This window comes from Streptomyces sp. URMC 123 (assembly GCF_051386515.1).
In the GTDB taxonomy this organism is placed as follows: Bacteria; Actinomycetota; Actinomycetes; order Streptomycetales; family Streptomycetaceae; genus Streptomyces.
The window spans coordinates 1-3,713 of record NZ_JBPQTV010000473.1 but is presented as its reverse complement, the minus strand read 5'-3'; the positions used below and the strand labels follow the sequence as shown (position 1 = coordinate 3,713).

Sequence of the window (3,713 nt, the reverse complement as noted above, 5' to 3'; positions counted from 1 at the left end):
ACACCCCGTGTGAAGAGCGCACGCGCACTGGCCCGGCGCACACGCTCCCGGCGCGAAGGGGGCGGTCGTGGTCGCGGCGGAGCCGTGACGAACGGGCGGCCGGGAGGCGCGGACCGATGTCAGTAGGTGTAGAACCCCGAGCCGGTCTTGCGGCCGAGACGGCCGGCGTCGACCATGCGCTGCAGCAGCGGGGGAGCGGCGTAGAGCGGCTCCTTGTACTCCTCGTACATCGAGTTGGCCACCGAGACGACCGTGTCCAGGCCGATCAGGTCGGAGAGCTTGAGCGGGCCCATGGGGTGCGCGCAGCCCATCTCCATGCCGTTGTCGATGTCCTCGCGGCTCGCGATGCCGGACTCGAACATCCGCACGGCGGACAGCAGATACGGGATCAGCAGCGCGTTCACCACGAAGCCGGAGCGGTCCTGGGCGCGGATCACATGCTTGCCCAGCGCCGAGGTGACCATGGCCTCGGCCCGCTTGATGGTCTCCTCGCTGGTGGTCAGCGCGGGGATCAGCTCCACCAGCTGCTGCACCGGCGCCGGGTTGAAGAAGTGGATGCCGATCACCTGGTCGGGGCGGGAGGTGGCCACCGCCAGCTTCACCAGGGGGATCGAGGAGGTGTTGGAGGCGAGGATGGCGTCCGGGCGGGTCACCACCTGGTCGAGGATCTGGAAGATCTCCGTCTTGACCTGCTCGTTCTCCACCACGGCCTCGATGACCAGATCGCGGTCGGCGAACTCCCCCAGGTCGGTGGTGAAGCTCAGCCGGTCGAGGGCCGCGTCCCGCTCCTCGGCCGTGATCTTGCCGCGCTCGGCCGCCTTGCCGAGGGAGTTGATCAGCCGGGTGCGGCCGATCTCCAGGGCGTCGCCGGTGGTCTCCGCGACCTTGACGTCCAGGCCGGAACGGGCACACACCTCCGCGATGCCGGCGCCCATCTGGCCGCAGCCCACCACTCCGACGCGTGCCACGTCTGCCACAGTGTCCGTCACATCGTGCCTTTCGCTGGTCAGGGAAAACGGCGGTCGACCGAGAGATCCGGCCCGGTGGGGTGGGGTTTCGACCGCCCGCCTCGCTCAGACGTTACTCCGCGGCCCGGGGTGGTGCCGGTGCCGGGGCGGGCATGCTCCCCGCATCCGTCATGTCGGGCGTCATGTCGAGAAGGGACGGACCCATGCGACGTATGACGCGAAGAGGGCTGATGGCCGCGGCGGCCGGAGCGCTGCCGCTCCTGCTGTCGGCCGCCCACGCCGCGGCGGCGGAGCCGTCGCCCGCACCGGGACGCGGCGAAGCGGCGGCGCCGCCCCGCCAGTTCCGCGGCATGTGGCTGGCCACGGTGGCCAACCGCGACTGGCCCTCGGCGCCCGGCCTGCCCGCCGAGCGGCAGCGGGCCGAACTGCTGTCCCTGCTGGACACGGCCGTACGGCGGCGGCTCAACGCGGTGATCCTTCAGGTGCGGCCGACCGCCGACGCGCTGTGGCCGTCCCCGTACGAGCCGTGGTCGCAGTACCTCACCGGGACGCAGGGCCGGGACCCCGGCTGGGACCCGCTCGGCTTCGCCGTGGCCGAGGCGCACGGCCGCGGCCTCGAACTGCACGCCTGGTTCAACCCGTACCGCGTCGCCAACCACACCGACCCCGGCCGGCTCGTCCCCACCCACCCCGCCCGGCGCCACCCCGACTGGGTGGTGCCCTACGGCGGCAAGCTCTACTACAACCCGGGGCTGCCCGAGGTCCGCCGCTTCGTCCAGGACGCCATGCTCGACGCGGTGCGGCGCTACCCCGTCGACGCCGCGCACTGGGACGACTACTTCTACCCGTACCCGGTCGCCGGACAGAGCTTCGACGACGACGCCGCCTACGCGGAACACGGCTCCGCGTTCCCCGACCGGGCCGCGTGGCGCCGCCACAACATCGATCTGCTGGTGTCCGAGACCGCCGTGCGGATCAAGGAGATCGGCTGCGGGACGCGCTTCGGCATCAGCCCCTTCGCCGTGTGGCGCAACCGGGCCACCGACCCGGCCGGCTCCGACACCCGCGCCGGGGTGCAGACGTACGACGATCTGTACGCGGACACCCGCGGCTGGGTGCGCAAGGGCTGGCTCGACTACATCGCGCCCCAGGTCTACTGGCACCTCGGCAACGCCGCGGCCGACTACGCGAAGCTGGTGCCCTGGTGGGCGTCCGTGGTTTCCGGCACCCCCGTGCGCCTCTACATCGGCGAGGCCCTCTACAAGGCGGGCGACCCCGCCCAGCCCGCGGCCTGGCAGGACCCGGCCGAGCTCTCCCGCCATCTCACGTTCGACCGGTCGTACCCGCGGGTGGAGGGCAACATCTACTTCTCCGCGAAGGAGGTGGCGGCCGACCGGATCGGGGCGATGGCCCGGGTGGTCGCCGACCACTACGCGACGGCGGCCCGGACCTCCCCGCCGGGGGAGGGCCCGGGCCGCACTCCGTAGCGCCTTCCGTGGAACCTACTGCGCCGGGTCCGTCGACTTCCGGTGATCGACCACCGAGTCCGGGCCGGGGGACATGATCGTCTCGTGGCCGTTCTCGGCGCGCACCCGGTACGGCGGTGTGCCGTCCGGCCCCAGGACCTCGACGATCTCGACGACCCGATCGTTCTTCCCGACGACCCTGCCGTGCATCACCAGGCGGTCGCCCTTGCTCGCATGCATCTGCCGTGACCTCCGGGGGAGCGGGTGTGACGGATGGACGGACATACGTGCCACTGGTGGCCAGTCTAGGGCCGGCGGGGCCTCTTGGCTTCCCCGCGCGCGGGCCCCGGGAGGGGCTTGTCCAGCGGTTCGGCCCGCGCCGTCGGTGGGTCATTCCTTCGCCGTCAGCGGGCCGTTCGCTGGGTCACCACGATGCACACCAGCACCGCCAGCGCGGTGATCGGGGCGGCCGGGCCGAGGTGTTCGCCGAGCAGCAGCACCGACCACACCAGGGTCAGCAGCGGCTGGGCGAGCTGGAGCTGGCTGGCCCGCGCCACCCCGATCGCCGCCATGCCCCGGTACCAGACCATCATCCCCAGGAACGAGGAGCCGACCGCCACCCAGAGCAGCCCGGTGACCGCCCGCGCCGTGAGCTCCACCGGCTCCACCGCCAGGGCCAGCGCGGCGCCGGGCAGGGCCAGCGGCAGACAGCCGACGAGCGCCCAGGCGATCACCTGCCAGCCCGGCATGTGGCGGGCGAGCCGGCCGCCCTCCGCGTAGCCGGCGGCGCACACCAGCAGCGCGGCGAAGAGGTAGAGATCGCCCGCGGTCGGGCTGCCGCCGCTCTGGTACAGCGCGAAGCCCACCACGGCGACGGCGCCCGCGACCGCCGCGGCCCAGAACGCGGGGCGCGGCCGGGCGCCGGTGCGCAGGGCGGCGTACGCGGCGGTGGTGAGCGGCAGCAGGCCCACGACCACCGCCGCGTGCGAGGTCGAGGACGTCTGCAGGGCGAGCGTGGTCAGCAGCGGAAAGCCGAGGACCGTGCCGCCGCCGACCACGGCGAGGCCCGCCCAGTGGCGCCGCTCGGGGAGCCGCGCCCGGCAGGCGGCGAGGCAGGCGACCGCCACGAGCGCGCCGAGCACGCACCGGACGGACGTCAGCGACCAGGGGCCGAAGCCGTCGAGGCCCCAGGCGGTGGCGGGGAAGGTGAGCGAGAAGGCGGCGACACCGAGGGCGGCCAGCAGGGGGCCGCCGCGCGGGGCGGCGGCCCCCTGCTGGC

The 3,713-nt window shown here is 73.4% G+C and carries 4 protein-coding genes; 1 reads left to right on the top strand and 3 read right to left on the bottom strand.

The window, feature by feature from the left end; genetic code table 11:
- Positions 1–119: 119 nt before the first annotated feature.
- Positions 120–977: a 3-hydroxybutyryl-CoA dehydrogenase gene (locus tag ACSNOD_RS29560; RefSeq protein ID WP_436770152.1), complete on the bottom strand. Its 858-nt coding sequence runs from the start codon at positions 975–977 to the stop codon at positions 120–122.
- A gap of 194 nt (positions 978–1,171) precedes the next feature.
- Between ACSNOD_RS29560 and ACSNOD_RS29555 the strand changes: the two genes are divergently transcribed.
- Positions 1,172–2,455 (top strand): glycoside hydrolase family 10 protein, encoded by a 1,284-nt coding sequence (locus tag ACSNOD_RS29555; RefSeq protein WP_436770151.1) that lies wholly within the window; start codon positions 1,172–1,174, stop codon positions 2,453–2,455.
- Between the two features lie 15 nt (positions 2,456–2,470).
- Here ACSNOD_RS29555 and ACSNOD_RS29550 read toward each other — a convergent pair whose 3' ends face one another.
- Together ACSNOD_RS29550 and ACSNOD_RS29545 are read right to left on the bottom strand one after the other, a co-directional pair.
- On the bottom strand, positions 2,471–2,674 hold the full coding sequence (locus ACSNOD_RS29550; protein WP_436770150.1) for a DUF1918 domain-containing protein: 204 nt from the start codon (positions 2,672–2,674) through the stop codon (positions 2,471–2,473).
- Positions 2,675–2,838: 164 nt separating this feature from the next.
- The coding region (locus ACSNOD_RS29545; RefSeq protein WP_436770149.1) for a DMT family transporter at positions 2,839–3,713 on the bottom strand (875 nt) is incomplete at its 5' end.

Bases quoted from the DNA above. Each gene is read 5' to 3' on its own strand.
- ACSNOD_RS29555 (WP_436770151.1), top strand. From the start codon at position 1,172: ATGCGACGTATGACGCGAAGAGGGCTGATGGCCGCGGCGGCCGGAGCG.
- ACSNOD_RS29550 (WP_436770150.1), bottom strand. From the start codon at position 2,674: ATGCATGCGAGCAAGGGCGACCGCCTGGTGATGCACGGCAGGGTCGTC.